Source organism: Kitasatospora sp. NPDC086801 (genome assembly GCF_044745805.1).
Lineage (GTDB): Bacteria > Actinomycetota > Actinomycetes > Streptomycetales > Streptomycetaceae > Kitasatospora.
This window is the reverse complement of record NZ_JBIVAX010000017.1, coordinates 93665-117020: the sequence shown is the minus strand read 5'-3', so window position 1 is coordinate 117020 and position 23356 is coordinate 93665. Positions and strand designations below refer to the sequence as shown.

Below are 23356 nucleotides of genomic sequence, written 5' to 3'. Positions count from 1 at the left end.
GCGTCTTCAGGCAGTGGGGACTGCCCGTACGGACCTGGCGCCAGAGCCGAATTCACCGATATCCAGGAGAGCGAGCTTTCGAGTCGAGAGGGGGACGATGCACGCCCACGACAAGACCAAGGGTGTCGCCGGCAAGGCCCGCACGCCGACCCGTACTCCGGAGTCGGCGACGAGGAGCCCGAACCGGGCGCAGGCCGCCTCTCAGTCGCTCCTCGCCCTCCAGGGCACCCACGGCAACGCGGCCGTCGTGCAGATGCTCCGCGCGACCGGAAACCCGCGGGCCGCGATCCAGCGCGCGTCCGAGCAGAACCGGCCCATGATCACGCACCAGGACCCGGCCGACGACTGGGAGGCCGACAACACCGCGCCGGCCCGCGCGGGCGGTCTCGTCCTCAGCGGTCACGGCGCCTGGCGGCCCGCGAACGGCGATTTCCGGGTGCCTGCGGGGACACGGGTGCACTTCTACACGCAGCACGGGATGGTCCTCCCCGACGACCTGGGCGGGCAGGTGGAGAACGGCACCAATCAGCGCGGCAGCGTGGAACAGGGGCAACAGCGCGGCGCCTCGCGCACCGTGGTGGGCGGGCGGAGCCTGCGGAACTACACCATCTCCTACCCCAGCGGCCTCAGAATCCAAGGGAACCCGGCGATCGCCACCCCGGTGGCGGGCGGCTACGAGGTCGAACTCGACCCGGAGACCCAGAACGTGGACCACATCAACGTCACCACGCTGACCGACGCCCGGCTCGCGGGACACTCGATCGTCTTCAGCGGGGACGTGCTGCTGAGCGCCATCCTGCAGCCCAACATGGGCGACGTGCACTTCGCCGCCTGCCGCTTCGTCGAGACCGGCAGGCCCGGGACGCGGAACCAGGGCCGACCGCCGGGCCACAACCACGCCGGTGACCCCGGCGAAGCCGGTGGCCTCTACAACCCCTGACCTGCCCCGGCCTGGTCTGCGGCTCCGCGCAGGAAGTCGGCCCGGTCGACTTCCTGCGCAGGCGGAGCCGTCCCGATCGGGCTCAACCGGCCACGCGCACCACGTACTTGCCGGTGGCCCGCCCCTCCGCCATGGCGTCGTGGGCGGCGGGGACGTCGGCCAGGTCGGGCAGTTCGGTGACCGGCAGCGTGAGGTCGCCGGCGGCGAGCAGGTCGAGGACCGTGCGGATGGCGCGGGCGAGCCGCTCCGGGGCGGTGGCGGCCATGGCGCGGTGGCTGAAGCCGGTGACGGACAGGTTCCCGGTCATCAGGCGGCTGAGCGGCGGTAGATCGGAGACGGCGTCGCCGCCCGCGTTGCCGAACAGGACGATCCGGCCGCCGGGTGCGGCGAGTTCGAGGTCGAGGGCCAGGGCCTCGGTGCCCAGCGGGTCCAGCACGAGGTCGACGCCCCGGCCCCCGGTCGCGGCCCGGACGGCCTCGGACAGCGCCTCGTCCCTGGCGAAGGCGTGGTGGTAGCCGGAGGCGACGGCGGCCGCCGCCTTCTCCGGGCGGCCCACCGTGCCGATCAACCGGCCGCCGCCCCCGACCAGCGGGACCAGTTGGGCGACGGCGTGGCCGATCCCGCCGCCGGCCGAGTGCACCAGGACGGTGTCCCCGGCGGTGAGGCGGCCCGCGTCCGTGAGCAGCAGCAGCGCGGTGGCCAGGCCCAGTGGGGCGGCGGCGGCCTCGCGCAGCGCCAGCCCGTCCGGGACGGGAACGGTGAGCGTGGCCTCGGCGAGCGCCACCTCGGCCAGGCCGCCGCCGACCGGCGCGGCGGCCACCCGGTCGCCCACCGCCAGTCCGGTGACGCCCTCGCCGATCGCCCGTACGGTGCCGGCCACCTCCTTGCCCGGCCGGTACGGCCAGGCGGTGACGTACCCGGCGTCGCCCCGGCGGCCCATCACATCGACGAAGTTCAGCCCGGCGTAGGCGACGTCGACCGCCACCTGGCCGGGGCCGGGGCGCGGCGCCTCGACCTCCCGGATCTCCGTGTGCTCAGCTCCACCGGGTGCGGTCATCACCAGTGCGCGCATGTCGGTCCCCCTCGGCTACGATGTTCGACGAACAACGAAATTGACGTGCGGCAGTGGTACCACGCAACTTCGATGATTGTCGAACATCGCAGATCAGGGAGGTTGGATCATGCCCCGCAGCACCCGGCGCCGACCGGCGCTCGCCCACCCCGCGACCGAGGAGATCGACCTGCTCGACGTCCTGCACGCGCTCTCCGACCCCACCCGGATGACCATCGTGCGCATCCTGCGCGCCGAACCCGAACGGGCCTGCGGCACCTTCCCGGTGGACGTCGCCCCCTCGACCCTCAGTCACCATTTCAAGGTGCTGCGCGAGTCCGGCCTGATCCGCCAGCGCGAGGAGGCCAACCGCAAGTTCTCCGCGCTGCGCACCGTCGACCTGGAACAGCGCTTCCCCGGCCTGCTCGACACCATCCTCGCCGCCCACGTCCAGGCCGCCGCCGGGGGCGGGGCGGGGCCGCAGCTCTAGGAGCCGTCGTCAAAGTGCCACGCGCGCATCGGGGGTGAGGCGAATGCGGGTCACTCGCCCTGGCCGGCGCTGCCCATCGGGCCGATCTTCACCGGGGAGCCGTTGCCGTTCGTGGCGGGCAGCGTGCCGGCGCCCGGCCAGGGGAGGGTGACCGACTTCGTCTCGTCCGGCGGGGTCACCACCAGCCCTGTGACGCGGACGCCGGAGCCGCCCGACGCGTTGATCGGGTAGCTGATGCCGAAGAAGGTCGACTTCCCGTTCTTGAGGACGTCCGGGACGACCGGCTCGCCGGATCGCTGGGCGGAGAGCGACCCGGCGTTGGTCTTCAGGTCGACGCCCGCGTACCCGGAGATCGCGCAGTCATGGCCGCTGTGGTTCTTCAACTCCACCACGACGGTACGGTCGCGGTCGCCGTCGATGGTGCGGTCCACGGCCGTGATCGCCAGGTCGTCGGTCCGGCACTTGCCGCCCTTGTCGCTCTCGGCGGAACTCGTCCCGGCAGCCGTGCCCGTCCCGCTGGGGGCCGTCCCGCCGGAGGCCGTTCCGCTGCCCTGACCCGAACCGCCCGAGGCCGAACCACCGGAGGCCGTTCCGCTGGAGCCCGTCCCGCTGGGTGCCGTTCCGCTGGGTGCCGTTCCGCTGCCCTGGCTCGAACTGCCCGAGGCCGAACCGCCGCCCGGGGAAGAAGCGGTGGACACGGACGGCGCCGACGACGGCTTGCTCTGCGCCGCGCTTCCGCCGTCGTCGCCCTGGCAGGCCGTGAGCGAGAGGCTCGCGGCAACGGCCAGGGCGGCGAAGGTGAGCTTGTGAACGCGCATCGTGTCTTCCTCAGTATCGGGTGGCAGTGCCGGGTGCTCGGTACGGGTCGGGTACGAGCGGGCGTTTCTGGTGATCAGGACCGCCCGGCCAGGCGAACCGTTCCGCCCAACCAGCCCCCAATACAGTGCTGTTACACGCACGGCCGAGCGCGACGCGCGCCACCACCGGGCGCACCGCGCCGAGGTGCGCTGCCGGCCAGCCGGGACGGCGGTTTCCCGCCGCGGTTCCACGCCCGTTCGCGGCCGTCGTCCGCTGGGACGGACCCGTGACCCGGCGGATCTTGACCACAGCCGTGGGCGTGCCTTGACGTGGGCGGGCGTGGGCGTGCGCGTGGGCGGCGCGGGCGCGGGCGGCCCCGCTGAGGCGGGGCCGCGCCGCAGTCCGTCAGCGCAGGCGCGAGGAGGACAGGATCGACGCCAGGTGCGCCACCACCATGCCCCAGGTGATCACCGCGATCCCCGCGACCGTCGCCCGGGTCGCGTCCAGGTTGCCGAGCGCCGCGTCCACCGCGGCCGCCGCCAGCAGCACCAGGGAGGCCTCGATGCCGTTCGTCACCCGGTGGATCTTGAACACCGAGGCGAGCCGGCGCGCGGTCGCGATGCCCTGCGAGCGCGGCTGGGTGGACTCCTCGTCCGCCGGCGCCTGCCCGCTGCGGGCCCGGGCCACGTCCACCAGGTCCGTCGAGGCCTTGAGCAGCACCACGCCCAGCGCGGCCGCCAGGCCCACCGACACCCACAGCTCCGACCCGCCCCGGGCCGCCCGCACACCCGCGCCGATCATCAACGCCGCGTCCGCCAGATAGGCGCCGAGCCGGTCCACGTACACCCCGGCCATGCTGAACTGGCGCTTCCAGCGCGCCACTTCGCCGTCGACGCAGTCGAAGAGCAGGAACAGCTGGAACAGCACCGCCGCCAGCACGGCACCGGTCAGGCCGGGGATCAGCAGGGCCGCCCCACCACCGACCCCGCAGACCACCATCACCCAGGTGAGGGTGTTCGGCGACACCGACGTCCGCACCAACTGCCGGGTCGTGCGCAGCGAGAGGCGGCGCATGTACAGCCGTCCCGCCCAGTGCTCACCGTTGCGGCTCTGCAGCTTGGCCTGCGGCTGGCACACCTCGCGCAAGTCCGCGAGCGCCGGAGCAGCCACCATGACGACATCCCTCCACCTGTCCCGAAACGATCACCACAGGCTACGGCCTCCCGGACACCGCCCCGACCGGCCCGGTGTCCCCGCCCACCTGGTGGCGGCGGGAGGAAAACCGGTGGGCCGCCGGACGGCCCCGGGGCTAGGCTTCGCGGGTTCGCCGGAACCGGAAGCCCCGGCCCCGATCACCCGCCCCCGCAAGCCGGTTGACGTGGCCCGGAGCGCAACGAGGAGTGCTGATCATGGTGACCACAGGCGGCGCGGCGCAGAGCCCCGGCCTGGCCGAACTGCTGGCCGACCACCGACCGCAGGGCCCGGCGGAGACCGCCGACCACGAGCGCGTCTGCCACCTCGCCGGGGCCGCCGACGCCTGGGACCGCGGGACTCCGCTGCACTTCACCGCCTCCGCGCTGATCGTCCACCCGCCGACCCGGCGCGTCCTCCTGCGCTGGCACGTCCGCCAGCAGGCCTGGCTCCAGGTCGGCGGACACGGCGACCCGGGGGAGACCCTGCCGCTGGACATCGCGCTGCGCGAGGGCCTGGAGGAGACCGGGCTCACCGACCTCACGCCGTGGCCCGACGCGGCCCTCGTCCACCTCGCCGTCGTCCCCGTCCCGGCCTCGCCCGTCGAACCGGCCCACGAACACGCCGACCTGCGCTTCCTGCTGGCCACCGGCACCCCGGAGCAGGCGCGGCCGGAGAACCCCGCCGCCCCGCTGGAGTGGCTCACCATCGCCGAGGCCCGGCAGCGGACCACCGAGGAGAACCTCCGCGAGACGCTCGACCGGGCCGGCCGCCTGCTCGACGCCCCCGCCTGACCTTCCGAACCCCGCTGGAGCACACCCGGATGCACACCGACCAGACCCTCATCTTCGACGCCGACGACACGCTCTGGGAGAACAACGTCCTCTTCGAGCGGGTCATCGACGGCTTCCTGGACTGGGTCGCCACCCCGGCCGAACGGGACCGCGCCAGGACCGTCCTCGACGAGATCGAAGCCGCCAACTCCGCCACCCTCGGCTACGGCGCCGCCGTGTTCCGGCAGAGCCTGGCCGACTGCCTGCGGCGGCTCAACGGCGACCGCACCCCCACCCCGGCCGAGGAAGCCCGGATCGACGGCCTCCTCGCCCCGCTCACCAGCCGCGAGATCGAGCTGATCCCCGGCGTCGCCGACACCCTCGCCGCCCTCGCCGGGCGCCACCACCTGCTGCTACTCACCAAGGGCGACCTCGACGAGCAGCAGCGCAAGGTGACGGCCTCCACGATCGACCACCACTTCCGCGGCGTCCACATCGTGGCCGAGAAGTCGACGGACACCTACCGGCGGCTCACCGCCGACCTCGGCCTCGACCCCGACCGGACCTGGATGGTCGGCAACTCGCCCAAGTCCGACATCGCCCCCGCCCGCCGGGCCGGGCTGCGCACGGTCTTCATCCCGCACGAGCACACCTGGGTCCTGGAACACGAGGAGCTCGGACCCGACGAGGCGACCCTGCAACTGGCGGCCTTCCCCGAACTGCTGCGGCACTTCTGACGCAGGCCGGCGGGGCCGGCGGCGGCGCTCACGGCACGGGCGTCGCCGCCGGTCGCAGCGCTCACAGCACGAGCGCCGCCGTCGGCGCCGGCGCGCCGCCCCGGTGCAGCCAGGCCCGCTCCGCGGCCGACCACACGCTCGTCGTCACCAGGTAGAGCGCAGCGGCCACCGGCACCAGCGTCGCGAACAGCACCGACCCGAAGGACAGGAACGGCAGCAGCCCCGCCCCCGGCTGAGGGGTCGGCTGCGCGGCCGCCGCCCGCTTGGCCCGGCGGAAGTTGACGTACCCGACCGCCGCCAGCCCGGCGTACAGCAGGCCGAACACCGCCAACTGCCCGGCGCCGTGCGCGCCCCCGACGTGCAGGCCGAGCGGCACGCCGAACAGGGTGTGGTCCAGCAGGTCGTTCGGGGTGGTGAAGAGGCGGTACATCACCGAGAAGAACGGAATCTGCACCAGCATCGGCAGGCACCCCGCGAACGGCGAGGCCTGCTCCTCCCGGTACAACTCGGCGAGCGCCTCCCGCAGCTTCTCCGGGCGGCCCTTGAACCTCTGGTTCACCTCGGCGACCTTCGGCGCCAGCCGCGCCCGTGACTTCTCCCCCCGCGCGGCCGCCCGCGCGAAGGGATGCAACGCCAGCCGGACGGCGACGGTGAACAGGACGATCGCCAGCGCGGTCGGCAGTACCTGGGCCAGCGCGGTGACGGTGGCATGGGCGACGGCGACGGCCGGGTCGAGAACAGCGAGAACAGACATGGTGGAGCGAGCCCTCCGGGGCCTCGGAACACGAGTGGTCGACGGAGGACGGCCGCGAGGAACGGCGGAAGAGGACGAAGCTACGCGGCCGCCGGGACCGCACCCGGTGCCCTCGGGCGTCGCCTGCCCCGGGCATCAGGATCACGCTGCGGCAGGAACGCCGTACGGAACGCACGCCGCCGCAACACCCCGCTGCGCACCGCCGTGGGCGCCCGCGCCCCCAGCAGCCGCGCCCCCGCCAGCGTGCCCGCGACCGCACCGGCCACCAGCGCCGCGACCGCGACCGCCGCCACCGACGCGACCGTCCCGCCCTCGGTCACCAGCTCCCCGGTCAGCACCCGGAGCAGCCCGAGCAGCATCGTGACGACGGTCATGCGCTGCTCCTCCCCTCCGGTGTGACGGGCTTCGGGCCCCTCGGGCTTCTGGCCCCGCGGACTCGGCCCCCATGGATTCGGTCCCATGGATTCTGCCTCATGGATCCGGCCCCACGGATTCGGGTCCCACGGACTCGGGTCCCACGGACTCGGGGCCGGACTTCAGATGTTCAGGACGATCGCCGCGCCCGCCGAGTTCCCGCTCGGCGCGGAGGGCGTAGCCAGGGGTGCTACACGGGGCTACCGTGGAGGGGTGAAGACGATTACCCAGCGGGAGTTCCGGAACAACTCCGCCGCGGTGATGGACGCGGTGGAGGCCGGGGAGACCTTCCACATCACCAGGAACGGGGTCGAGGTCGCGGAGCTGCGACCGGTGTCCGGACGGCGGCGGCTCACGGCGGAGGAACTGGTGGCGCGGCACGTGAAGCTGCCGCGGGTGGACTACCAGCAGATGCGCAAGGAGGCCGAGGAGTACTTCGGGCCCGAGGAACTGGTGGGCGACGAGGGCGACGACCCGTTCGAGCGGCGGCGTGGCTGAGCGCAGGCGGGCGCCCCGGCGGCGGCCGGCCGGGGTGCTCGACACCTGTGTCTACATTGATCTGGCGCTGCTCTCCCCGGCGGCTCTGCCGACCGTGCCGGAGCTGACCGCGATCACCTTCGCGGAGCTGCAACAGGGCGTGTCGATGGCCCGGGACGCGGCCAGCCGGGCGGCCCGGCTGGAGGTGCTGGGCGCGGCGATGGCCGACTTCGACCCGCTGCCCTTCGATGCGGCGGCGGCCGCCCGCTACGGCACGCTGGTGACCCTCACCATCGCCGCCGGCCGGCAGCCGCGCCCGCGCCGGATCGACCTGATGATTGCCGCGGTGGCCTCGGCCCACGGCCTGCCGCTGTACACCCGCAACGTCGCGGACTTTCGGGGACTGGGCTCGGCGGTGGAGGTCATCGGGGTGTGACGGCCGCCGCGCGCGGGGGAGTCGTCCTGTTCACGCTCTTCGCGCCGGTGTCCTGCCGCCCCCCTCCGGCCGCTCATCCGAGCGTCTGGGACGTCGCATCGAGGGGGCGGCAGGCCCGGCGGTCGCTCAGCCCAGACGGACCGTGGTGCCCGTGGCGGCGGAGGCGCGGGCGGCCTCCAGGACGGCCAGGGCGGCCACCGCGTCGCGCGGGTCGACCGGGGGCGGGGTGCCCGGGGAGGCCAGCGCGGCGGCGATGCCCGCGTAGAAGGCGGGGTAGTCGCCCGGGTCGGTGGGCAGGGCGATCGCGGACTCGTCGGTGCCGAGGGTGCCGTACTGCGAGGGCTGGTCGGCGCCCCACGGGCGGGCGCCGTCCGGGCGGTGCCCGGCCCGCAGGTCCGCCTCCTGCGGGTCCATGCCGGGCTTGACGTACCCGGCGGCGTCGCCGAGCACCCGCAGCCGGGGGCCGATCAGCGGGGTGATGGCGCTGGTCCACAGGTGCGAACGGGTGCCGGAGGCGTGGGTGAGGGCGAGGAAGGCGTCGTCGTCGACGACCGCGCCGTCCCGGCGCACGTCGACCTCCGCGTACACCGTCTCCACCGGGCCGAACAGGTTCAGCGCCTGGTCCACCAGGTGGCTGCCCAGGTCGTACAGCGTGCCGCCGACCTCCGCCGGGTCGGCGAGCTCGCGCCAGCCGGCCTTGGGCTTCGGGCGGAACCGCTCGAAACGGGACTCGAAGCGGTGCACCCGGCCGAGCGCGCCGCCCCGGACCAGCCGGGCGGCGGTCAGGAAGTCGCCGTCCCAGCGCCGGTTCTGGAACACGGAGAGCAGGGGGCCCCCGGCCTCGGCGAGCTGGCACAGCTCCAGCGCCTCGGCGGCGGTGCCGGCCAGCGGCTTGTCGACGACGGTGGCCAGCCCGGCGCGCAGGGCGGCGCGGGCGAGCGGGGCGTGGGTGCGGTTGGGCGAGGCGATGACGACGAGGTCGAGCGCGTCCGGGTCGGCGAGCAACTGCTCGGGGGTGTCGACGGCGCGGGCGTCCGGGTGTTCACGGCGCAGCTGCTCACGGCGCTCGGGGTTGGCGGTGACCACGGCGTCCAACCGCAGCCCCGGGGTGGTGGCGATGAGCGGGGCGTGGAAGGCGGAGCCGGCTAGGCCGTAGCCGATCAGGCCGACGCGGAACGGGCGGTCCGGAGAGGTCGAGGGGGTCGAGGCGCTCATGCGCCCACTCAATCACGAGGCGCCCGGTTGCTCCCGGTTCGCAGCGGGCGGGGCCGCCTCGCGGACGACCGGACCCGGTCCGGGGGGATCCCGGGCCCAACGGCCCAGGAACGAGGAGAGGGTGCCGGGGTGGTCTGCCCGGCACCCTCTTCGGCTGGCCCGCGGTAGTGACTGCCGTAGTGACTACAGGCGCTCCGCTGACCTGGGCTGTGCACGACCGGTTGCCGCCGCCTCGGCCTGGCCGGCCGGTACCTTCTCGGCGTCGGGCGCGGTGGAGTGCTGCCGGATCTCGGCGAAGGAGGCCACGAGGACCTTGCGCAACTTCTTCGACACCGGCCGCTCGATCACCCGGTTGACGATCCAGGCCGCGACCAGCATCCCGGCGACCAGACCCACGACCAGAGCGGCGGCGGGGACCTTGTGCTGGAGGCGGCTGGTGATGCTCCAGCCGATGTTCTCGTGCAGTACGTACAACGGGTACGTCAGCGCCCCGGCCGCGGGCAGCCAGCGCCAGTTGATCTTCCTGAACCAGCCGAGCGCAACTCCGGCCATGAGGACGTAGAACAGCGACAGCAGAGCGACGACCGGCCACACCGGAGCGGGCTCGCCGCGGTAACTCAGCGCATGACCGTGGTAGTTGGCGATCACGAAGTACTGTCCCTCGAGGAAGCTGAACACGACGATCGCCCACAGCAGGGCCGTCGGGCGGAACTTCCACATCAGGAAGAAGGCGATGCCGCCGATGAAGAACCAGCAGTCGTTGGCGACCAGGGCCTCGCTGAGTTCCTTGCTGCCCATGCCCTTCGCGGTCACCGCTGCGGCAGCCCAGATGATGCAGAAGGAAACGACGCTCCGGTAGTTGACACCGCGCCAAACCACCAGGGCGAACAGGAGGTAGAACCTCATCTCCACCCACAGCGTCCAGTACGAGCCGTCGACGGACTTCGCTCCGGAGGGCTCCTGGAACATGGTCAGGTTGGCGAGAATCTCGGACAGCGACAGCGCGTGCTCGGGGCCGGCGAAGAAGTGCAGGACCAGTGATGTACAGATCACCGCGAGCCAGAAGGCCGGGAAGAGCCTGATGACCCGGGAGGTGAGGAAATCCCCCAGGGAGCGGCCCCAGCAGCTGAGGCAGATCACGAACCCGCTGATCAGGAAGAAGAGGTTGACGCCCAGGAAACCGTACGTCGACGGAAGATAGGCGGTCTTGAAGATCGTCTCCGGCGAAGTGTCCCATCCCGAGCTGAAGGCAACGTAGTGGTAGGCGACGACCATGAGCGCCGCGACGAGCCGGAAGCCGTCCAGGACGGCGATACGGCCCTTCGCCGGTCCGGAAGCGGTTGGTCGTGGCGTCTGACGGTGCTGGGCCGGCAAGGTCGGTGCGGTGTTGATGGGTCGCCTCGTAGAGAATGAGCGGGGCGCGGGCCCCACAGGGATAGACAGGTCCGTAGATAATATGTATATGCCAGGTTTCGCTCGGCATCGTGCAGGCACCTCACGTGAGCGGCGCCGCGGATGCCGGCCCGCCCGCCCCCTGGCGCGCTCCGGGTGGCCGGGCACGACGGCGCCGAGCCGGCGAGCCTGAATCCCGGACGAGCGAGCTCAGGGGTTCCGGTGCCACAGGGCTGAAACCGGTACGTCACTCGGCGACACTGTGCCCGGCTCGCGCCTCTGGGGCAGAGGTGCTTCTGCCGGAACGTCGGGCTGAGGGCGGTGGCGATCATCCCGGGGGTGAAGGCAGCGGCAGCGAGGGCTCACGGCCAGTGGGCCCTGTGGGGCGTGCCGGTGGGCGACTACGCTGGTCCGTGTTGGGGCAGCCAGTGGCGCCCGGCCGGCCGAGGGTGTCCGGTCCGGAGCGATGTGCGAGATCGTTCAGAACCGTTGCAAGACCAAGGAGACACCTACGTGGCAGACCGCAAGCCCATCGAGTCCTGGCTGACCGACATGGACGGCGTCCTCATCCACGAGGGCACGCCCATTCCCGGTGCGAAGGAGTTCCTGCGCAGGCTGAGGGAGTCCGGCAAGCCGTTCCTGGTCCTCACCAACAACTCCATCTACACCCCGCGCGACCTCAGCGCCCGCCTGGCCGGGATGGGCCTGGAGGTGCCGGAGGAGTGCATCTGGACCTCCGCCCTGGCCACCGCCAAGTTCCTCAAGGGCCAGCGCCCGGGCGGCACCGCCTACGTGATCGGCGAGGCGGGGCTCACCACCGCGCTGTACCAGGCCGGTTACGTGCTGACCGACAACAACCCGGACTACGTCGTCCTCGGCGAGACCCGCACCTACAGCTTCGAGGCGCTCACCAAGGCGATCCGCCTGATCAACCAGGGCGCCCGGTTCATCTGCACCAACCCCGACGAGACCGGCCCGTCCCCCGAGGGCGTGCTGCCGGCCACCGGCTCGGTCGCGGCCCTGATCACCAAGGCGACCGGCGTCGAGCCGTACTTCGTCGGCAAGCCCAACCCGCTGATGATGCGCGAGGCGCTGAACACCGCCGGGGCCCACTCCGAGACCGCCGTGATGATCGGCGACCGGATGGACACCGACATCGTCGCGGGCATGGAGGCCGGCATGGAGACCATCCTGGTGCTCACCGGCCTGACCGCCGCCGCCGACGTCGAGCGCTTCCCGTACCGGCCGACCCGGGTGGTCAAGTCGATCGCGGACCTGGTCGAGCTGGTCTAGCCTCCGCGGTGCTGTCGTGGGCCCCGTTCCGGCCGGTCGCCGGGGCGGGGCCCGTTTCGTGCCTGTGGGGAGGCAACGGCGCGATGAGTGCTTTCGGCGGGGCTTCGGCGGCTCTGGCGGCTCTGGCGGCTTCGGAGGCTCCGGCGGCTCCGGCAGCTCTGGTGGCTCCGGCGGCTTCGGCGGGGTGAGTTGTCGGTGGGGCTGTGTAGCGTTCGGGGTGAAAGAGGGCGTGCGGCGCAACAGCCGCGGTGTGGGAGGTAGATGTCGTGACGGACACGGTCGAGGCGGGCGTGGTGGAGGCCGGCGAGGGCGGCGGGCTGGAACTGCCCGAGTCCTGGCGCCCGGTGCTGGGCACCGAGACGGAGAAGCCGTACTTCGCCGAGCTGGCGGCCTTCGTGGCGGCCGAGCGCGCGCAGCACCAGGTCTTCCCGCCGAGCGGCCAGGAGTTCGCCGCGCTGGAGGCCACGCCGTACGAGAAGGTCCGGGTGCTGGTCCTCGGGCAGGACCCGTACCACGACGACGGCCAGGCCCACGGCATGAGCTTCTCGGTGCTGCCCGGCACCAAGACGCCGCCCTCGCTGCGCAACATCTTCAAGGAGCTGGACGCCGACCTCGGCATCCCCGCCCCGGACAACGGCTACCTGATGCACTGGGCCGAGCAGGGCGTCCTGCTGCTCAACGCGGTGCTCACGGTGCGCGCGCACGAGGCCAACTCGCACAAGGCGAAGGGCTGGGAGAAGTTCACCGACGCCGTGATCAAGGCGGTGAGCGAGCGCGAGGAGCCGGTGGTCTTCGTGCTGTGGGGCAACTACGCGAAGAAGAAGCTGCCGCTGATCGACACGTCCAAGCACGTGGTCGTGCAGGGTGCGCACCCGTCGCCGCTGTCCGCGAAGCTGTTCTTCGGTAGCCGCCCGTTCTCGCAGATCAACACGGCGCTGGACGGCTTCGGCGGCGAGCCGATCGACTGGCAGGTGCCCAACCTGAAGCAGGGCTGAGCGCCTGGGGGTTGCCTGGGGTTGCTCGGGGGCTGAGTGACGGGTGGCCCGGGCTGGCCGGGTGAGGGTCTGGCCGGGTGAGGGTCTGGCCGGGTGAGGGTCTGGGTGGGTGAGGGTCTGCGCGGGCGGGCGGTCGGGGGCGCCCGCCGGCCCGCTCACGGCCACCCGGCGTTCACCGCCCGTCGCGGGTGGCCGGTGGCCGGTGTGCTTAGCTGGTGCCGACCGGTCACCGGACCGGCTCTGGGGGGAGGGGCGGTACGTGCGCCGGGTGGGACGGGTAGTGGCAATCCGACGGGCCGTGGGGGCGGCCCTGGTCGTGCTGTTGGCGGGGGCCGTGGGCTGTAGCGGTTCGACCGCCGGATCGACCGCCGGATCGACCGCCGGATCGACCGGGGGATCATCCGGCCGTCCGGGCGGTACCGCATCGGCCGGCGGGCCCGCCGCCGCGCCCAACGCCTCCGCCGCGAGCCCGGGCACCGGCCCTGCGGGCCTCACCCAACTCCCCGGCCAGGCCTTCTACGTCTCCGATCAGACCAACGCCGCCCGGCAGATGACCACCTTGCGTGGCCAGGGCCGGCCGGCGGAGGCCGACACGCTGCTGCGGATCGCCGCCCAGCCCTCCGCGCAGTGGCTCGGCGAGCAGGGCGCCAAGGAGATCGCCGAACAGGTCAGCCGCCGGGCCGCCGAGGCGGACCGGACGGCGGTCTTCGTCGCCTACAACATCCCGCACCGCGACTGCGGCCTGTACTCGGCCGGCGGCGCCGCCGACGCCGCGTCCTACCGGGCCTGGATCAGCGGTGTCGCGGAGGCCCTCGGCGACCGCAAGGCCTGGGTGGTGCTGGAGCCGGACGCCGTCGCGCACACCCTGGACAGCTGCGGGATCAAGGGCGACCTGGCCGCCGAGCGGTACGGCCTGCTGGCCTTCGCCGTGCAGGAGTTGAAGAAGCGTCCGCAGGTGCGGGTCTACCTGGACGCGGGCAACCCCGGCTGGTCGCAGGACCCGGCCGAACTGTCCACCGCGCTGCGCAAGTCGGGGATCGCGGCGGCGGACGGCTTCGCGGTGAACGTCGCCAACTTCTACGACACCGGCCGGAACGCGGCGTACGGCGGCCAGCTCTCCGCCGCCCTGGGCGGGAAGCACTTCGTCATCGACACCAGCCGCAACGGCAACGGCCCGCTGGGCGGCGACGCCTGGTGCAACCCGACCGGCCGCGCGCTCGGTGAGCGGCCGACCGCCGACACCGGCCGGGCCGGGGTCGACGCCTACCTGTGGATCAAGAACCCGGGGGAGTCGGACGGCGAGTGCGGGCGCGGCGAGCCCCGGGCGGGCGAGTTCTGGCTGCCGTACGCGCTCGGTCTGGCGCAGGCCGCCCGCTGACAGACGGCTGCCCGTTGGCAGACGGCTGCCCGTTGAGGGCCGCCCGTTGAGGGCCGCTCGTTGAGGGCCGCTCGTTGAGGGCGCGGGCCTGCGCCAGGCCGTGACGCACCGGTGCCGTTCAGCCGGTCACCTGGATCCAGCGCGCGACCGACGGGGTGCCGGCGGCGTCGGTCAGGAACAGCATGTACCAGCCGGGCGGCAGCAGGTTGGGGTTGCCGGGGAGGGTGAGCGAGACCCCGTCGGCCGTGCGCCCGCTGATGTCCAGGGCCACCGAGCGCTGTTCGACGTCGGTCACGTGGGTGACCGAACTCGGCCGGATCAGCTTGGCGGTGGCGACCGCGTCCGGCCGGGCGGTGCCGATCCGCACGGTGGTGCCGAGCTTCGCCGCCTCCGGCGCGGCGGCCACCTGCGGGCGGTCGCCGTGGAACAGGTACGGCGGGGTGTAGATCTCGATGCGCTGCTCGAAGCCGCCCGGCGTGGTCTCGGCCTTGTCCGCGAACAGCGGGTTGGAGCCGAGCACGGCCACCCGGCCGTCCGGCAGCAGCAGCGCCTCGGAGTGGTAGTTGCGGCCGACGGCGGGCTCGGCGGCGGTGCTGAAGCTGTTGGTGTCCGGGTGGTACACCTGCGCCTTGAGCAGGTCGCTGGCGCCCCGGCCCCGGTAGCCGCTGGAGCCGCCGGTGGTGAACACGGTGTCGTTCGGCAGGATCACGCTGTTGAGGTAGCGGGTGCCGCCGGCCGGCAGGTCCGGACCGGGGGTGAAGACGGGCTTGGCGGCGGAGAGGTCGACGATGTCGGTGCGGGCGGTGGACAGCGGCGACTCGCCGACGCCCCCGCCGCCGAGCACCATCACCTTCTGCGCCTGCGCGGGCGGCAGCAGCACCGAGGAGGAGGTCTCGGTGAGGGACGGGTCGCGCAGGCCGGGGACGGGCTGGAAGCCGTTGTCCGACAGGTCCCACACCCCGGGGTCGCGGCCCTTGTCAGCGGGGCCGTAGCCGGCGTTGGAGCCCGAGTAGAAGAGCTTGCCGGAGGCGGTCAGGAAGATCGACGGGTAGGTCGGGAAGTAGCGGTCCGGTCCCTTGGACCAGGTCTTGTTCTTCGGGTCGTAGATCTCGTTGTCGTTGCCGTTGAGGATCTCCCCGGTGTCGTCCAGGCCCGAGACGGTGACCACCCGCCCGTCTCCCAGCCCGGTGAGCGTCGGGTACCAGCGGGCGTACGCCATGTCGGTGACCTGCTCGTACAGCTCGGTGTCCGGGTTGAACTCGAACGCGGAGCGGATGCCCTGGTACTCCTGCTTGTCCAGGGTCAGCTTGGTGCTCTGCCCGTACAGGTTGTGGGCGTCGACCCCGGCCAGGCCCTTGATCCGGTACTGGGCGGGGGAGTCGGTGACGTAGTCGGCGCCCGCCCCGACCGCCTCGACGAACACGTGCTGCTCGCCGGCGGTGACGACGGTCTGCCGGCCGGAGCCCGTCTTCACCGCGGCCGGGACGGTCACCGGCACGGTGGAGGCGTACTCGCGCCCGTTCGGGCCGACGAAGACGGTGCCCTCGGGGAACGTCCTGGCGCGCTCGGGGCTCTCGTTGCGCACCCGCATGACGCCGGCCGCCTTCTTCACCACGCCCGCCAGCTTCTCGTACCGCTGGGTGCCACCAGCCACCAGGACGCGGCCGTCCGGCAGTGTGGCGTGGCCGCCGCAGAACATGTCGGCCGGGGTGGGGATCAGCTTGTAGGTGTTCTTGGCCGGATCCCAGAGCAGGCTGCGGAAGCTGCCCGCGTCGAAGTGCTTCTCGTCGTTGCCGGAGCCGGCCACGATGAGGACCTTGCCGGTGCGCAGCAGCGTGGCGTGGACGGCGTTGACCCGGAACTCGGCGGGGAGCGTGAGGGTCTGCCAGTGGCCGTACTCCGCCTTGTACTCGGGGCGGTTGATCACGTACTGGTGGTACTGCTGGCCGGCGAAGCCGAGGACGGCGGGCGCGTTCATCCCGGCGACGGTCAGCGCGACGGTGCTGCCGAGGGCGAAGCGCTTGGTCCGGCCGGTCTTGTGGATCTTCACGGTGGTTGGTCCCCTCGTGAGGTTCGGGAGCTCGTGAGGTTCGGCGGTTCGGGGGGCGGGGGTTCGGGGGTTTGGGGTTCGGGGGTGCTTGAGCTTCGGAGGTCCGGGGTGCGTGCGGGCTCGTGGCTCGGGCTCAGCGGGTGGTGGTGCGCTCGGCCCGGTCGGGTGTCGCGGGGGTGCCCGGCGGTGCGGCCGGGCCGGTCCGGGGGTCGCGGGCGTGCCGGGGGCGGCGCTTCTCCAGGACGACCCTCGGGGCCGCCGCCGGACCGCCGGTGACGGTGAGCGTGGCCGTGGGCCGGGTGCGTCGGCGGCGGACGGCGTCGCCGGCCAGCACCAGGATCGGCAGCACGGTCAGGACCAGGGCGATCCAGGCCCAGGTGCGCATCGCGACGTGGTCGTAGCCGGTGAAGAAGGAGGCCGCTATCGCGCCGCCGAACACCAGCGTCCAGAACAGGTGGAAACGGAAGGTGCTCACCCGGTCCGCGCTGGCCGAACGGCCCTTCGGCGTCACCACGAAGCGGCTGCGCCGCCGCAGCAGCGCCTGCACCAGCGAGGCCGCGTAGACCGGACCGCAGAGCGCCGACATCAGCATGCCCGCCACCCCGGAGGAGCCGGCCGGCTCGTGCGGGCTCACGTTGTGCTTGCGGTTCCAGGTGTAGAGCAGCAGTTGGAGCGCGGCGGCGTCGCTGTACAGCATCATCCAGATCTCGGAGGACACGTGGACGCCCGAGGCGCCGAACACCAGGTAGAGCACGCTGGACAGGCCGCCGAGCAGCCAGGTGAGCGCCGCCATCGGGTAGAAGCCCACCATCAGCGAGTAGTTGAGCAGCCGCCCGGGTGACAGCCGCCAGAGCACCCGCCAGTACTGGGTGAGCAGGGTCTCGTAGGTGCCGCGGCTCCAGCGCAGCTGCTGGGAGAAGAAGTCGGTCCAGGAGGACGGGCCCTCGCCGACCGCGAGCACGTCCGGGGTGTACACGGACTTCCAGCGTTCACCGGTCTCGGCGTTTCGGCTCCGGTGGAACTCCAGGCCGGTCGCCATATCCTCCGTGATGGAGTCGTACAACCCGCCGATCGACTGGAGTGCGCGGATTCTGACGGCATTGTTGGTGCCGACGAACATGGGCGCGCCGTAACGGTTTCCGGCGCGCTGGATGAGTGCGTGGAAGAGGTACTGCTGGCTCTCGGAGAATTTGGTGACGGCCGATCCCGAGCTGCGGTAGTTCCCGTACACCTGGGGTCCGACCACGAATGCCACGTCGGGGTCGCGGAAGTAGCCGAGCATCCGCTCGCAGAAGTCCGGCAGCGGGACGTGGTCGGTGTCGACCGAGACCCAGAAGTCGTAGTCGTCGCCGTGCGCCTGCAACCAGGCGTTGTAGTTGCCGTGCTTGGTTCCGGTGCGGAACCGGCCCTTGGGCTGGTTCCAGTGCGGGCGGCCGAAGCGGCTGAAGTGGCGGACGCCCAGCTCGGTGCAGAGCGTCTGCATCGCAGGATCGTTTCCCTCGTCCAACAGCCAGACGTCGTACGGACCGTCGTGCCGGACGGCGCGTGCCGCGACCAGCGTGGCCCGCACCATCTCCGCCGGCTCCTTGCCCGGTACGCAGGTGGTGACGAACGCGACCCGGGTGCCGGATTCCGGCGTCACCGGTATCGGATCGCGGGCGACGAGCGTGGCGTGGGTGTTGGACACGACGTTGACCAGCCGGAACACCTCGACCACGGCGATGATCCCGATCATCACCTTGTCGCCCAGCAGCACCAGGGCGTGCGTCTCGCCGGGACGGTCCGGCCAGTGCTCCGGCAGCAGCAGCCACACCAGCAGCACCACCTCCACCAGCGGGGCCGCCACCATCAGCAGGGCGGCGCGGAGCCGGTGCGGCTCGCGGCGCAACAGGCTGCGGTACCGGACGCGGTAGGGGGCGGTGGGTGCGGGCACGGGGGTGGGGGTGGCCTGTTGTGCGGCCTGTTGCGTGGCCTGCTGCGTGGACTGTTGCCAGGCCTGCTGCGCGTGCCACGGTGTCGGCGGGGTGCCGTGGTCGGCGGGTTCGGGCCGGTAGACGCCGCCGCCGAGGTCCTCGTCCTCGTCCGGGTCGTGCGCCGGGCCGGCCAGTCGGCTGAAGTGGCCGTAGTCGTACGGGGCTTCGGGCACGGGAACGGCGGCCAGGTCGTCGTCGAGCCGCCGCCCGGCGCCTCGCCCGCGGGCCGTCCCGGCGTCCTTCTGTCGCGCGAACGGCATGGTCATCGTCTGCTCCCCCGGCCGGGGCCGACCGTGGCGGCGGGCCCGTTGGTGCGTGTTCGGACCGGGGGTATGCGATCCGCCGTCCCGTGGCGCGCCTGGCCGGCCGCGTTCGGCGGGGCTGGTCCGCTCCCCCCGGAGCCTTGCTTCGCCTTGCCTCTTGCCTCTTGCCTCGAAAGCCGTCCCGGTGGAACACCGCCCGGTCGACCGCCGTGTTTCCAAGCGGTTTCCGGGCCGTCATTCGCGTCGTGCGTCCGCATGCGCCGGTGGGCGTTTGCGAGCGGAATTCATTGCGCGCCTGCGGGGGGACTTCGCATGCGGATCCCGGTGCGCTCCCGGCTTCCCCTCCGGGCACGCGGGATCCATGGCGCCCCCAACTCTCCCGGAGGGCAACCGTGATCGCAACCGATCCGGGAAATGATCACCGCGCAAGCATGAAGATCCTACGGTTCCCGGCCAATCCGGACTGCGGTGGTGCTAATGCAACGAATTTCGGCGGGCGCGGGCGCGGGCGCGGGCGCGGGCGCGGTGGCGGTGGCGGTGGCGGTGGCGGTGGCGGTGGCGGGCGCGGTGGCGTCGGCGTGGCGTCGGCGGGGTGTGGATGCGGGGCGTCGATGCGCGGCGCCTCCGGGGCAAAGCGAACGGCCGGACCTCCCCGACGGGAGGTCCGGCCGCTGGCGCTGAGCGGGGCCGGCGCGTCCGGCCCGGCCGGCTCGGTCCGGTCCGGTCAGAGCGGTGGAAGGAGAACGGCGCCCGTCGCGGCCTGGACGTCCGCGAACCCCGTGCCCGGGGCCGTCTCCACCACGCGCAGCCCGTCCGGCGTCACGTCGACCACGGCCAGATCGGTCACGATCCGGTCCACAACTCCGCGCCCGGTGGCGGGAAGTGAGAGCTCATCGACGATCTTCGGGGAGCCGTCCCGGGCGGTGTGCTCCATGACCACGATCAGCCGGCGGGCCCCGTGCACGAGGTCCATCGCGCCGCCCATGCCCTTGACCATCGTGCCGGGGATCATCCAGTTGGCGAGGTCGCCTGCGGCCGAGACCTGCATGGCGCCGAGCACCGAGACGTCGATCCGGCCGGCCCGGACCATGCCGAAGGAGAAGGCGGAGTCGAAGTACGAGGCGCCGGGGGCGACCGTCACCGTCTCCTTCCCGGCGTTGATCAGATCGGGGTGCTCCGTGCCCTCGACCGGGTACGGGCCCACGCCCAGGACGCCGTTCTCCGAATGCAGCACCACCTCGACGCCCGGCGGGAGGTGGCTGGGGATCAGCGTGGGCAGGCCGATGCCCAGGTTCACGTACTGGCCGTCGCGCAGTTCGCGGGCGGCCCGGGCGGCCAGGGCGTTGCGCGGGTCGAGCCCGGGCTGCGGGCGGTGGGCGGCCCGCGGGGTGGGAGCGGTCTGCGGGATGGGGGCGGGGGAACGGGTGCTGGTCGGGGTGGACATCGGTTCAGGCCTCCTGGAGCGCGGGGCGGACGGTCCGGCGCTCGATGCGGCGGTCCGCGGGATCGGCGGACACCACCCGGTCCACGTACACGCCGGGCAGGTGCACGGCGTCCGGGGCGAGTTCGCCCGGCTCGACGATCCGGTCCGCCTCGACCAGGGTGATCCGGCCCGCCGTCGCGCAGAGCGGGTTGAAGTTGCGGGCGGCGGCGTGGAACACGCAGTTCCCGTGCCGGTCCGCCACCTCGGCCCGGACCAGCGAGAAGTCCGCCGTGATCGCCTCCTCCAGCAGGTACCGGCGGCCGCCGAACTCCCGGACCTCCTTGGCCGGTGAGGCCAGCGCCACCGAGCCGTCCGCCGCATAGCGCCAGGGCAGCCCGCCCTCCTCGATCTGGGTGCCGACCCCGGCCGGGGTGTAGAACGCCGGGACGCCGGCGCCGCCGGCCCGCAGCCGCTCGGCCAGCGTGCCCTGCGGGGTCAGTTCCACCTCCAGCTCGCCGGAGAGGTACTGCCGGGCGAACTCCTTGTTCTCGCCGACGTACGAGGACGTCATCCGGGCGATCCGGCCCGCCCGCAGCAGCAGGCCGAGCCCCCAGTCGTCCACCCCGCAGTTGTTCGAGACCACCTGCAGGCCGGTGGTGCCGGTGTCCGCCAGGGCGCCGATCAGGGTGCTCGGGATGCCGCAGAGGCCGAAGCCGCCGACGGCCAGCACCGCGCCGTCGGGGATGTCCCCGACCGCGTCGGCGGGGGAGTCCAGGACCTTGTCCAAGGGATCACCTCGTGAGGAGTGGGATACGGGAGAGGGCGTGCTCGGGGGAGGGCTCGGTGGAGGGCCCGGCGGGAGGGCCCGGCGGGAGGGCCGCCGGGCGGGAAGGCCCGGCAGCAGCCGCCGGACGGCTGCCGAGCCCTCCACCGTCACAGAGCCCCTCCACCGTCACCGGGCGCGGGCCGCCGCAGCCATGGCGGCCGCAGCCATGGGTTGATGCGGGCCCGTGTCGGCCGGCCACACCCGGGTGCCCGGGGAACGGTGCCGCCCGGGTGGTATGTCGGGCAGGGCCACATCGCGGCGGGCTGATGCGTCGTCCAGCCACATGTCGCCAGTCCCACCGCACACCTACGGTTCCGGCATCCACCCCGCCGCACCCTCAGGAGTCGGTCACCATGCGCAGCTCGACAGCCCCCACCCGGACCGCCTCCGGCGCCCGCCCGGGGGAGACCCTGACCGGCGGCCCGGCCCGGAAGCTCGCCGCCGTCGCGGCGTGCGTCCTGCTCGCCGCGGGCTGCGCCGAGGCCGGCACCGCCGGGACGGCCTCGGCGGGCGGCGGTGGTGCGAAAAGCCCGGTCAAGGTCGGCCTGGTGTACTCCAAGACCGGACCGCTGGCCGCCTACGGCAAGCAGTACCTGGAGGGCTTCAAGGCGGGGCTGAGCTACGCGACCAAGGGCACCGGCGCGGTCGACGGACACAAGATCGAATTCGAGGAGCAGGACGACGCGGGCGATCCGGCCAAGGCGGTGTCCGCCGCCAAGGACCTGATCGGCAAGGGCTACAAGGTCCTGGCCGGCTCCACCGCCTCGGGCGTCGCTCTCCAGGTCGGCCCGATCGCCGCCCAGAACAAGGTGCTCTTCATCAGCGGCCCGGCCGCCGCCGACAAGGTCACCGGCTTGAACAAGTACACCTTCCGTTCCGGCCGCCAGTCCTACCAGGACATCCGCACCGCGGCCTCGTTCATCGGTGACGCCAAGGGCAAGAAGGTCACCGTGCTCGCTCAGGACAACGCCTTCGGGCAGGCCAACGTGGCCGCCGTCAAGGCCGTGCTCGGCGCCCAGGGCGCGACGGTCGACCAGGTGCTCGCCCCGCCGAGCGCCACCGACCTCACCCCGTTCGCCACCCAGGCCAAGACCGCCAAGCCCGATCTGCTGTTCGTCGCCTGGGCCGGCGACACCTCCTCCGCCCTGTGGACGGCGCTCAACCAGCAGGACGTGTTCGCCGACACCAAGGTCGTCACCGGCCTGGACCTGGCCGCCTCCTATCCGCTGTTCGGCCCGGCGGCCGAGAAGATCTCCTTTCTGAACCACTACTTCGGCGGTGCCGCCGGCACCCCGGTGGAGAAGGCCATGGACGAGGCCGTCACCGCCGCCGGCGGGAAGACCGACATCTTCACGCCCGACGGCTTCACCGCCGCTCAGTTGATCGTGCGCGCCGCCGAGGCCAACCACGGCTCCACCGATGACACGTCAGCGCTGGTCAAGGCGCTGGAGGGCTGGAGCTTCGACGGGGTGAAGGGGCGCACCACGGTGCGCGCCGAGGACCACGCCCTCCTCCAGCCGATGTTCCAGGCACGGCTGACCGGGACCGGGGCCGCCGCCAAGCCCTCGGTGGAGAAGGCCCTGACCGCGGACGAGGTGGCGCCCCCGGTCGCCCCGATGGCGGGCTGATCCCGATGCCCGCTCCCACTGCCCCCGCTCCTTCCTCATCCGGTTCCTCGTGCAGTCCTTCGGCCACAGCCCCAGCCGCCCCGGTGTTGCGGCTGGACGGACTGGGCTGGTCCGTCCGCGGGGTGCCGATCGTCGAGGACGTCTCCTTCTCGGTCGGCGAAGGCGAGTTCATTGCCTTCATCGGGCCCAACGGCGCCGGCAAGACCTCCCTCTTCAACCTGATCTCCGGCATCTATCCGGCGAGCCACGGCAGTCTCCACCTCGACGGTGTGGACGTCACCGCCGAGGCCGTGCACGCCAGGGCGCGCCGCGGCCTCGGCCGGACCTTCCAGACCTCCTCCCTCTGGCCGGGGATGACGGTCGCCGACCACATCCGACTGGCCGCCCAGGCGGCGGCCGGACCGCGCGCCTCGTACCGGCTCTGGCGCCGCGCCGACCGGCACCGGGAACAGCTGGCCGAGACCCTCCACCGCACCGAACTCACCCACCGCGCGGACACCTTGGCGGGCGCGCTCTCGCACGGCGAGAAGCGCAAACTGGAACTGGCCGTCCTCCTCGTCTCCGATCCGCGGCTGATTCTGCTGGACGAGCCGATGGCCGGGGTCAGCGCCGAGGAGGTGCCGGCCCTCACCGAGCTGATCCGGTCCGTGCACCGCGATCTGGGCCGGACCGTCCTCATGGTCGAGCACCACATGGACGTCCTGCTCGGGCTGGCCGACCGCCTCGCGGTGATGCACCACGGCATGCTGCTCGCGCTGGACACCCCCGAGGCCGTGATGGCCGACCCGACCGTGCAACGGGCCTACCTGGGTGAGGCGCTGTGACCTCCTCTCCACTCTCCTCGCCCGTCCCGGCCGCT

General features: G+C 72.7%; 22 protein-coding genes. 11 read left to right on the top strand and 11 right to left on the bottom strand.

The annotated features are described in order from the left end of the window. Positions 1-97: 97 nt before the first annotated feature. Positions 98-940, top strand: coding sequence for a putative adhesin (locus ACIPLC_RS19850; RefSeq protein WP_400474296.1), 843 nt, complete (start codon positions 98-100; stop codon positions 938-940). Between the two features lie 82 nt (positions 941-1022). Here the strand turns inward: ACIPLC_RS19850 and ACIPLC_RS19845 are convergent, their stop codons facing one another. Beyond that, positions 1023-2012, bottom strand: a complete 990-nt coding sequence (locus ACIPLC_RS19845) for a zinc-binding alcohol dehydrogenase family protein (protein WP_400474295.1) — start codon at positions 2010-2012, stop codon at positions 1023-1025. A 109-nt stretch (positions 2013-2121) separates the two neighbouring features. On the opposite strand from ACIPLC_RS19845, the gene ACIPLC_RS19840 reads away from it, so the two are divergent. After that, positions 2122-2481, top strand: coding sequence for an ArsR/SmtB family transcription factor (locus ACIPLC_RS19840; protein ID WP_400474294.1), 360 nt, complete (start codon positions 2122-2124; stop codon positions 2479-2481). A gap of 50 nt (positions 2482-2531) precedes the next feature. Here the strand turns inward: ACIPLC_RS19840 and ACIPLC_RS19835 are convergent, their stop codons facing one another. After that, on the bottom strand, positions 2532-3299 hold the full coding sequence (locus ACIPLC_RS19835; RefSeq protein WP_400474293.1) for a DUF4232 domain-containing protein: 768 nt from the start codon (positions 3297-3299) through the stop codon (positions 2532-2534). 385 nt (positions 3300-3684) lie between these two features. Beyond that, positions 3685-4452, bottom strand: coding sequence for a CDP-alcohol phosphatidyltransferase family protein (locus tag ACIPLC_RS19830; protein ID WP_400474292.1), 768 nt, complete (start codon positions 4450-4452; stop codon positions 3685-3687). Between the two features lie 236 nt (positions 4453-4688). Between ACIPLC_RS19830 and ACIPLC_RS19825 the strand changes: the two genes are divergently transcribed. Both ACIPLC_RS19825 and ACIPLC_RS19820 read left to right on the top strand, forming a co-directional pair. Beyond that, on the top strand, positions 4689-5264 hold the full coding sequence (locus tag ACIPLC_RS19825) for an NUDIX hydrolase (RefSeq protein WP_400474291.1): 576 nt from the start codon (positions 4689-4691) through the stop codon (positions 5262-5264). Between the two features lie 29 nt (positions 5265-5293). Next, complete coding sequence (locus tag ACIPLC_RS19820) at positions 5294-5980, top strand: HAD family hydrolase (protein WP_400474290.1); 687 nt, start codon at positions 5294-5296, stop codon at positions 5978-5980. 61 nt (positions 5981-6041) lie between these two features. On the opposite strand, the gene ACIPLC_RS19815 is transcribed toward ACIPLC_RS19820, so the two are convergent. Both ACIPLC_RS19815 and ACIPLC_RS19810 read right to left on the bottom strand, forming a co-directional pair. Next, the gene (locus tag ACIPLC_RS19815; protein WP_400474289.1) at positions 6042-6734 is read right to left on the bottom strand and encodes a YidC/Oxa1 family membrane protein insertase; all 693 of its coding nucleotides are present in this window, start codon (positions 6732-6734) and stop codon (positions 6042-6044) included. A gap of 80 nt (positions 6735-6814) precedes the next feature. Beyond that, complete coding sequence (locus tag ACIPLC_RS19810; protein ID WP_400474288.1) at positions 6815-7108, bottom strand: DUF6412 domain-containing protein; 294 nt, start codon at positions 7106-7108, stop codon at positions 6815-6817. A gap of 253 nt (positions 7109-7361) precedes the next feature. On the opposite strand from ACIPLC_RS19810, the gene ACIPLC_RS19805 reads away from it, so the two are divergent. Together ACIPLC_RS19805 and ACIPLC_RS19800 are read left to right on the top strand one after the other, a co-directional pair. Beyond that, entirely contained in the window at positions 7362-7646 is a 285-nt protein-coding gene (locus tag ACIPLC_RS19805; RefSeq protein ID WP_063349249.1) for a type II toxin-antitoxin system Phd/YefM family antitoxin, read from the top strand. Beyond that, positions 7639-8061 (top strand): type II toxin-antitoxin system VapC family toxin, encoded by a 423-nt coding sequence (locus ACIPLC_RS19800; RefSeq protein WP_400474287.1) that lies wholly within the window; start codon positions 7639-7641, stop codon positions 8059-8061. The genes ACIPLC_RS19805 and ACIPLC_RS19800 overlap by 8 nt, the downstream gene beginning before the upstream one ends. Positions 8062-8187: 126 nt before the next feature. On the opposite strand, the gene ACIPLC_RS19795 is transcribed toward ACIPLC_RS19800, so the two are convergent. Both ACIPLC_RS19795 and ACIPLC_RS19790 read right to left on the bottom strand, forming a co-directional pair. Next, positions 8188-9276: a Gfo/Idh/MocA family oxidoreductase gene (locus tag ACIPLC_RS19795; RefSeq protein ID WP_400474286.1), complete on the bottom strand. Its 1089-nt coding sequence runs from the start codon at positions 9274-9276 to the stop codon at positions 8188-8190. 183 nt (positions 9277-9459) lie between these two features. Then, entirely contained in the window at positions 9460-10650 is a 1191-nt protein-coding gene (locus ACIPLC_RS19790) for an acyltransferase family protein (protein ID WP_400474285.1), read from the bottom strand. 531 nt (positions 10651-11181) lie between these two features. Here ACIPLC_RS19790 and ACIPLC_RS19785 point away from each other — a divergent pair. The 3 genes from ACIPLC_RS19785 to ACIPLC_RS19775 all read left to right on the top strand — a co-directional run bounded on the left by ACIPLC_RS19785 (position 11182) and on the right by ACIPLC_RS19775 (position 14334). Further along, positions 11182-11961, top strand: coding sequence for an HAD-IIA family hydrolase (locus ACIPLC_RS19785; protein WP_063349252.1), 780 nt, complete (start codon positions 11182-11184; stop codon positions 11959-11961). A 266-nt stretch (positions 11962-12227) separates the two neighbouring features. Next, positions 12228-12956 (top strand): uracil-DNA glycosylase, encoded by a 729-nt coding sequence (locus tag ACIPLC_RS19780; protein WP_400474284.1) that lies wholly within the window; start codon positions 12228-12230, stop codon positions 12954-12956. A gap of 280 nt (positions 12957-13236) precedes the next feature. Further along, entirely contained in the window at positions 13237-14334 is a 1098-nt protein-coding gene (locus ACIPLC_RS19775) for a glycoside hydrolase family 6 protein (RefSeq protein WP_400474283.1), read from the top strand. 118 nt (positions 14335-14452) lie between these two features. Here ACIPLC_RS19775 and ACIPLC_RS19770 read toward each other — a convergent pair whose 3' ends face one another. From ACIPLC_RS19770 to ACIPLC_RS19755, 4 genes are all read right to left on the bottom strand, one after another. Continuing rightward, a complete protein-coding gene (locus ACIPLC_RS19770) occupies positions 14453-16384 on the bottom strand; it encodes a galactose oxidase-like domain-containing protein (protein WP_400474282.1) in 1932 nt (643 codons plus the stop codon). Positions 16385-16517: 133 nt separating this feature from the next. Then, entirely contained in the window at positions 16518-18623 is a 2106-nt protein-coding gene (locus ACIPLC_RS19765) for a glycosyltransferase family 2 protein (protein WP_400474281.1), read from the bottom strand. A 721-nt stretch (positions 18624-19344) separates the two neighbouring features. Further along, complete coding sequence (locus ACIPLC_RS19760; RefSeq protein ID WP_400474280.1) at positions 19345-20064, bottom strand: 3-oxoacid CoA-transferase subunit B; 720 nt, start codon at positions 20062-20064, stop codon at positions 19345-19347. A gap of 4 nt (positions 20065-20068) precedes the next feature. Beyond that, a complete protein-coding gene (locus ACIPLC_RS19755) occupies positions 20069-20830 on the bottom strand; it encodes a CoA transferase subunit A (protein ID WP_400474279.1) in 762 nt (253 codons plus the stop codon). A gap of 392 nt (positions 20831-21222) precedes the next feature. Here ACIPLC_RS19755 and ACIPLC_RS19750 point away from each other — a divergent pair, with 392 nt between their 5' ends. Beyond that, entirely contained in the window at positions 21223-22497 is a 1275-nt protein-coding gene (locus ACIPLC_RS19750; protein ID WP_400474278.1) for a substrate-binding domain-containing protein, read from the top strand. Positions 22498-22502: 5 nt separating this feature from the next. Beyond that, entirely contained in the window at positions 22503-23321 is an 819-nt protein-coding gene (locus tag ACIPLC_RS19745) for an ABC transporter ATP-binding protein (RefSeq protein WP_400474277.1), read from the top strand. The last annotated feature ends 35 nt before the right edge of the window (positions 23322-23356 follow it).

What these genes read in the sequence shown, in the direction of transcription:
- ACIPLC_RS19850 (WP_400474296.1), top strand. Translation starts at nt 98, where the DNA reads ATGCACGCCCACGACAAGACCAAGGGTGTCGCCGGCAAGGCCCGCACG.
- ACIPLC_RS19845 (WP_400474295.1), bottom strand. Translation starts at nt 2,012, where the DNA reads ATGCGCGCACTGGTGATGACCGCACCCGGTGGAGCTGAGCACACGGAG.
- ACIPLC_RS19840 (WP_400474294.1), top strand. Translation starts at nt 2,122, where the DNA reads ATGCCCCGCAGCACCCGGCGCCGACCGGCGCTCGCCCACCCCGCGACC.
- ACIPLC_RS19835 (WP_400474293.1), bottom strand. Translation starts at nt 3,299, where the DNA reads ATGCGCGTTCACAAGCTCACCTTCGCCGCCCTGGCCGTTGCCGCGAGC.
- ACIPLC_RS19830 (WP_400474292.1), bottom strand. Translation starts at nt 4,452, where the DNA reads ATGGTGGCTGCTCCGGCGCTCGCGGACTTGCGCGAGGTGTGCCAGCCG.
- ACIPLC_RS19825 (WP_400474291.1), top strand. Translation starts at nt 4,689, where the DNA reads ATGGTGACCACAGGCGGCGCGGCGCAGAGCCCCGGCCTGGCCGAACTG.
- ACIPLC_RS19820 (WP_400474290.1), top strand. Translation starts at nt 5,294, where the DNA reads ATGCACACCGACCAGACCCTCATCTTCGACGCCGACGACACGCTCTGG.
- ACIPLC_RS19815 (WP_400474289.1), bottom strand. Translation starts at nt 6,734, where the DNA reads ATGTCTGTTCTCGCTGTTCTCGACCCGGCCGTCGCCGTCGCCCATGCC.
- ACIPLC_RS19810 (WP_400474288.1), bottom strand. Translation starts at nt 7,108, where the DNA reads ATGACCGTCGTCACGATGCTGCTCGGGCTGCTCCGGGTGCTGACCGGG.
- ACIPLC_RS19795 (WP_400474286.1), bottom strand. Translation starts at nt 9,276, where the DNA reads ATGAGCGCCTCGACCCCCTCGACCTCTCCGGACCGCCCGTTCCGCGTC.
- ACIPLC_RS19765 (WP_400474281.1), bottom strand. Translation starts at nt 18,623, where the DNA reads ATGACCATGCCGTTCGCGCGACAGAAGGACGCCGGGACGGCCCGCGGG.
- ACIPLC_RS19760 (WP_400474280.1), bottom strand. Translation starts at nt 20,064, where the DNA reads ATGTCCACCCCGACCAGCACCCGTTCCCCCGCCCCCATCCCGCAGACC.
- ACIPLC_RS19750 (WP_400474278.1), top strand. Translation starts at nt 21,223, where the DNA reads ATGCGCAGCTCGACAGCCCCCACCCGGACCGCCTCCGGCGCCCGCCCG.
- ACIPLC_RS19745 (WP_400474277.1), top strand. Translation starts at nt 22,503, where the DNA reads ATGCCCGCTCCCACTGCCCCCGCTCCTTCCTCATCCGGTTCCTCGTGC.